Below are 6,290 nucleotides of genomic sequence, written 5' to 3'. Positions count from 1 at the left end.
AACGGGTTCTTTGACGATTCAGGTATTGTTCGATCGGTTGCCAATTAATCACCTGATCCAACTTCAATAGTGGGAAGCGGTCGATATGTTTGGCAATCATGGCTTGTGCGGTTTGCTGGAAGAAGGTGCTCATGGAAAATCCCCTAAATGTCTTGATGGAAATTTAGGGGATTTTGCAAAGGTCTCCTGGGAGGATTAAGGGGGGATTTGGGTAGAATCAGGAGGGATTGGGGAGGAGGGATTGGGGATGGGAACAGCCGAAAACCTGTTTTTAGGTTTCGGCTGTCGGGGGAAGGGCTTTTTTGCACTCGGCCTTTTATTAGGGGCTTAGGAAACAAAATCACTATTGAGTGATTTTGCTTCCTAAGCGCCCCAAAATAATATTTAAAAAATAAAATCAAAAAACAAGATAGTAAAGACTTCCCAAAAATAAAGACTCATATATCTAAAACAGAATGAAAAAAATGTATCCCGTAACGCCCATCTATTTGTGTAATAGCTAATTGCTCCCCCTTTCCTGCTCCAACAAATTTTGCCGCACTAACTAAATTAATCCACCCTTGAATCGGTATCAAGTTACCACACAACCTATCTAAATTATTCATTGGATGAGCAGAATCTAACGAAATCAAATCAATATTATGTTTATATAGTACCTGTATCAACTCAGTCTGACTATTGGAATCCATATTACTTAACCATAATCCAAAAGTTGACTGTTTATTCAATTGATATTGGATTATTTGTTCAAGCATTTCATTTAAGTTTCCCTTAATCGTACTATTGGATCGAAGCATACGAATTTTAATTAATTCTTCTCGAATTAATGTTTTTCCAAGTAACAAGGAACATGCTGCTTCATTAGCATTAGTACTATTTACAGATAAAGCAATGATCAAAGCATGTTTAATTTTTTCTTTTTCCAACCAATCCTGAATTTCGTCAGGTTGAAAATCTGCAGCATTTTTTAGTAGGATATCAGGCATTTTTTGACAATTTTGTTCCTTTAATAAACGGATTACTAAATCAACGCTATTTTCCCCTAAACGACGATTTATCAGATCTTTCTCACTATGAAATTTGTCCTCCACAATAATAATTTTTAGATTTTCACCCTCTAAATCCTGTATTTTTTCTAAATCAGGCAAATGATGGAAAAGAATTTTTTCCAAAATAATTTCTTTCTTATCATAACGTTTGGTAAATAAATCCTTTCCCGTATCAAAAAATGAAAAAGGAGTAATTACTTGCTGAAAATTATGACGGATTTTTCCACTACTAACAGCCTCTATTAAAGGAATTTTAGTAATATCTATATTATCTGGCAAAATAAGAGTGTAATCATTAACATGCCAATACATCTGCGCCCACTGCTGCCATTTCCGGTGAATATTTTCTTTTTCCACTTCCCATGCTTCATGTTGCTGCTGTTTATTATATTTATAACTGAACTGCAAATAGAAAAATACTAAGCACACGAACAAAGGAGGAAGTGCAGCAATACCTAATCCAGTAATCAATGGGATACCAGAGTAGGTCATACTTATAGCAACCAATACACCAACAATAGAAATAACTATAAGAATAAGTAACCATTTCTGCCAATTTATTGGTTTTGGTGCTTTGAATTCTGGAATTTCAGGGATTGGCCAACGGGTTCGTTTCATATTTTAATAAATTTTTAAAAATTAAATAACAAAAGATGCCGAAAACGGATATTTCCATTTCCGGCAACTCTTTCAGATATGGGTCAATTCGCTTTACCATTCAATCCAATATGTTGAGAAATATCTCCTTCGGGGTCGTATTTCATCCAAGTAGCTGTATTGCCTTCAATACGGTAAATTCCCCGATAGCGTGCGAGTCCTTGACCATTACCAAAAACAAAGGTTGACCAATAACTACTGCCTATCCTAACCCTACCACTATATTCCAACAATCCCATGCCAATATAAAAACTAGCTTGAGAGTCATGAACATAGTCATTATAAAACAGCTTTATAGCTTTCTCCCCATATAAATCTTTTTCGTATTCATCATTTTTTTCATCAAGATATATACGAGGCCTCTCCCGATATTTTTCCAAAATACCTTTTACAGTTGGATGATAGCTATGTTTAACTCCAAAGGTAGATAGCCACCGACGATTAAAAACACTCAAACCTTCTTCCAACAAATCATTAACCACCTTAAGCCCAATCACAGAATTATAATTTGGCGGTTGCCTCTCCAAATGCTGCTCCAATTTATTTGGATCAAATTCATTCTCAAGTTTTTTCTTTGCTTTGCTGGGTGACATTGCAGGCACTTCGGAAGTTGGTTTCTTAGTCGACTCTTGAGCTTGCGTCCTCTCTGCATCACCATTTGCGCGAAGATAAAAATCCTGCCACTCAAAACGGGGAACATTCTGTGACCTACCATACCAAGTTTTAGTTTGGGTTTGATATTTAGATGGAGCCTTATTTGAAAGGAAAATTTTACGTAACATAATGCCTCGGTACACTAAATAACTTTGGTTATACTGAGCAATATTATTAGCATGAGTATAAACATCTCCTCCTTCCTGAGCAATATCAACCCCTTTAAGCATTTGTCTCATATCATCTTTTATTGCATTAAACGCTGTAAAAAAATCATGATGTGCTAATATCTCACCATAAAGAGTATGTACATCATCTAATTTCATCTGATTGATATTGTAAGGCATTAGATTTTTAAATGGGGTACCTACACTAATAGCTTCATCATACATTTCTCTACCTGGTATAACGGACATATCGTATTTACCCTGCTCCATAAAACCATAACCACCACCTACATCCGAATGGGCTCCAGGGTAAAGTTTGAGAGTATGATTACCTTGATGCTCCGTCATGGTTAATGGAAAACAGGCTCGAGCCTCGTTACCGGCAATATAGTGTACACAGCGAATATTATCTGGTACAACTAGATTTTCAGGAGAAGCCCAAGACCAATGACCATCCACTAAACTACCAAACCAACGAGGTAGAATGCCGTTGCCACGAAATGACTTGATATCGACCATGCCTACCGAGGCCACAGTGTCGAAAATACCCATAAACTTTACTTCAACATCGATACCGCCAAATTTCAACTGCTCCGGCAAGCTACCACTCAATCGGGAAAGGCGGTTGACAAAACTGCGAGCCTCTGCCGCACCGCGCGAAAAGCCGAACGCATACAGGATGATTTTGCTGACCTTGCTGGTTTTCTTCCTTTCTTTTCCTGACTTTTCAATAGTTTCCCTTAAGTGCTTATTCAGATATTCAGGAAAGGTATCAACATCATTTTCAACTTTTTCTGCCCGATCACTCTTATTCCACGGAATGATATTTTTAATTTCTTCTTTTTCAATTATTATGGAATAAAGTTTCCAAAAAGCATAACAAATCCGCGCATTTCCTCCGTAGCCAAATGCCGAGCCCAAAATACTACCCTCTCCTTCATTGGGTTTGCCTTCGTCATTCTCAGAAAAAGGGGTACCTACGCCAGGAATATATTCTTTATATATGGAATTTACCTCATCCTTAAATAATAAAAACAACTTCGCTACATTGCTTAAATAACTGGTAATTTTTTGTAACTGTTGCGAGTCATAATTATCAATATTAAGCCTTTTAAGGTGGACCTTGGTTTTTATTTCATCCGTATCCTTGTTATTTCCTGTACCGTCAAAAAACAACCCAAGCTGGATTTCCTTTTGGCAGAAAAATTTCTGTGCTATTCCGGTCGGCATATCTTTATTCCTTTATTACATATTACTCAACTGCATGACGCTTACCAATTTTCTTTTTCCGTTTTGGGTCGTCATCTTGCGGCCAACCAAAAGGATAATCCGAGTAATTGGGTGTCATATTTGTTACAAAAGCCTTGATGTTATCATTCGGAAAAAAATGTATGGCTAAATAAATCTTTTCTTCATCCTTATATTTCGGCAGTTTGACAAATGCCCGTTTCGGTTTGGTATAGATCTCATCATTACCCGCCCATTGGAAAAAAATGGTGTAATTGGGATCCCATTTTTTAGGCACTCTCCACCCGCTACCTGAAGCTGAATCGTATGCAGACACCCCATACCCCCCCCCTCCATAACCCAATTCCCATCCCTTCCAGTCTTTTTTAGTGGCATCAGTCATATTGAAATTAATGGCTTTGGATGTATGATTATATATTTTGACAGGTAGCACACTGGTATCGGAATAGCCGCTGCATGCAGTAAGCAGTGCTGACAATCCTGTAAATAGTAAAGTGATCAGCTTTTTCATATTCATTATTTACTCCTTAATTTCTTACAGCTAAATTTTTCAAAATGGCGTGTTCAAACATCTTTGATATTTTCTTGGATAAAATGAACCAAATTAGTAAAGCTTCCCTGTATGACATCCGTTTTCTCCAACAATTCAAAAATCCTGCTATATATTGCTGCAGAGACCGTGCTGTTGCCTGGATTATTTTTCTGTATTTCTGCCCAAATCTGATCGGGCAGACTTTGACTGTACAGCATTTCCAATTGATGATCATTTAAAATTAATGCGGTTGCCGCCTGATTACTATAGGCAGGGGCATAACTGCAAAATTTCCCGAAGCGGTTTATCCATGCAAATTTCTCGATTACACCAGCAATAGCAGCTTCTTGTGAAGCAGTAAAAAATTTATTCTGTGGATTAAATATGATGGAAAGTGCTCGGGTATCAAAATACCTTAATAACAATGCTAATCCTTCTTCTGTATGTACATTTGCTATCCAAGTTAAAATATCCGGCCACTTATTGGGAGCGTTGTTTTTTATCCGTATAAAACTGATAAGGGGTAATTCTGCCGCATAATTCTTCAAAATCCCCCTCAACCATCCAAAATCATCCAAAGATAAGTGCTCTGCACGAATAAAAAGTGGTCCTAATTCTTCTATGTCGGAAAATATGTGTCCACGTTGCCATAATCGAGAAAAACCGGCTAATTCGAAAATTGCCCGCTCATCATCATTTAACATAGAGCCATCTATCAAAATGATGGTTTCATGAGTTCTCTGCCCAACCCAACTAATTGCTTCCTCGATTACCTCAATATCAGGAGCTGAATGTAAATAATGCATTATTCCCTCCCTGCCAGTGGAGTTCCGCTTTCCAAAGCTTTCTTCAAACATTCTTTACAAACTGCTTCAGAAAATTGGGGGTAACTATAATCCAACGTATTCACACCCGTTTCTATGAGACCTCCACTTCTATGCCAAATCTGATTTGGAGATCCCATTTCAATTGTTCCATCCTTGATACGGATATAAGCTGTACCACTAGTCAATAAAATCTCTTCCTTCCCTGCCAAAACGATTTTATTATCGGTACTCATCAATGTCATCTGCCCTTTAGAAGTCTGCTTTAATTCTCCACCTTGAGCCTGAATATCAATATCTTGTCTCGACGAGTAAATTTGCATTCCACCGTTATAACTATATAAACTGATTTTTTCTTTTGCAGAAGCAGTTAGATTATTCATGGACTGCAAATCGGTATTATTCTGACTAACTTGTAAAAGATTATTTTCTGTTGTTAGCTGTATACTACCCGAACTAACTGCAGCAATTCCATCAGGCGCACTCAACACGATAGCTTGTTGTTGCAGTTGTTGATAGACATTTGTTAACTGGTTTTTCTGATCCTCTATATCGGCCAACTCTGCTCTAGCTGCCTGTATTGCATTATTAAGGTTTTCAACCTCTTCAACAGCTCGACGCAACTTCTCCAATGCTTCGTCCATATCCAATACTTTATCGTCAGGACTTTTACTATCGGTGCTAATAAAGATACCTTTACCCGCCCGTACGGCACCCCAGCCGTCGGTTCTGAGTTCGAAGCCTTCGCCGTTTTCTCCACGTTTTTCCCGACTTGAGTCGACGATGTGGCCGAGGTTGAGTTGGGATTTTTGGTAGTCGGTGGCGAGTTTGATGTGCTCCTGACCTTTTTGGTCTTCCATCCTGAGTTTGTTGTTCGCCCAGGTACGGATGACGTTCCTTGTGTTCCAATCGGCAGGGATGTGGTCGGGATGGGCGCTGTCGTGCATGACGCCGGAGATATACGGGCGGTCGGGATTGCCTTGTACGAAGGACAGCATGACTTCGGTGCCTTCGTGTAAGGGGAAGTGGATGCCGTATTCGGGACCGGCATAGGGTTTGGCCAGTCGGACAGGACGGCTTTCGCCGCCGGGACTCCATTCGTCCAGATCAAACGGCAGTTTGACTCGGTAGCGGCCCATGTCGTCGATGTAGGCGTAGG

Annotated in this window: 5 protein-coding genes and 1 pseudogene; all 6 read right to left on the bottom strand. The window is 39.0% G+C overall.

The window, feature by feature from the left end; translation table 11 throughout:
• A pseudogene (locus tag HMPREF1028_RS14850) lies at positions 1-133 on the bottom strand (IS5/IS1182 family transposase); the annotation flags it as partial.
• Between the two features lie 304 nt (positions 134-437).
• Positions 438-1,667: a hypothetical protein gene (locus tag HMPREF1028_RS10410; protein ID WP_009312719.1), complete on the bottom strand. Its 1,230-nt coding sequence runs from the start codon at positions 1,665-1,667 to the stop codon at positions 438-440.
• A gap of 83 nt (positions 1,668-1,750) precedes the next feature.
• Positions 1,751-3,757: a DUF2235 domain-containing protein gene (locus HMPREF1028_RS10405; RefSeq protein WP_009312718.1), complete on the bottom strand. Its 2,007-nt coding sequence runs from the start codon at positions 3,755-3,757 to the stop codon at positions 1,751-1,753.
• Between the two features lie 22 nt (positions 3,758-3,779).
• A complete protein-coding gene (locus HMPREF1028_RS10400; RefSeq protein ID WP_009312717.1) occupies positions 3,780-4,292 on the bottom strand; it encodes a DUF3304 domain-containing protein in 513 nt (170 codons plus the stop codon).
• A 47-nt stretch (positions 4,293-4,339) separates the two neighbouring features.
• Positions 4,340-5,113, bottom strand: a complete 774-nt coding sequence (locus HMPREF1028_RS10395; protein WP_009312716.1) for a hypothetical protein — start codon at positions 5,111-5,113, stop codon at positions 4,340-4,342.
• Positions 5,113-6,290 (bottom strand): type VI secretion system Vgr family protein (locus HMPREF1028_RS10390; protein ID WP_009312715.1); only part of this gene is annotated, 1,178 nt, incomplete at its 5' end. The genes HMPREF1028_RS10395 and HMPREF1028_RS10390, both read right to left, overlap by 1 nt.

Origin of the sequence: Neisseria sp. GT4A_CT1 (genome assembly GCF_000227275.1) — a bacterium.
GTDB lineage: Bacteria > Pseudomonadota > Gammaproteobacteria > Burkholderiales > Neisseriaceae > Neisseria.
This window is presented reverse-complemented; position numbering and strand designations above follow the sequence as displayed.

What these genes read in the sequence shown, in the direction of transcription:
- HMPREF1028_RS10410 (WP_009312719.1), bottom strand. Translation starts at nt 1,667, where the DNA reads ATGAAACGAACCCGTTGGCCAATCCCTGAAATTCCAGAATTCAAAGCA.
- HMPREF1028_RS10405 (WP_009312718.1), bottom strand. Translation starts at nt 3,757, where the DNA reads ATGCCGACCGGAATAGCACAGAAATTTTTCTGCCAAAAGGAAATCCAG.
- HMPREF1028_RS10400 (WP_009312717.1), bottom strand. Translation starts at nt 4,292, where the DNA reads ATGAATATGAAAAAGCTGATCACTTTACTATTTACAGGATTGTCAGCA.
- HMPREF1028_RS10395 (WP_009312716.1), bottom strand. Translation starts at nt 5,113, where the DNA reads ATGCATTATTTACATTCAGCTCCTGATATTGAGGTAATCGAGGAAGCA.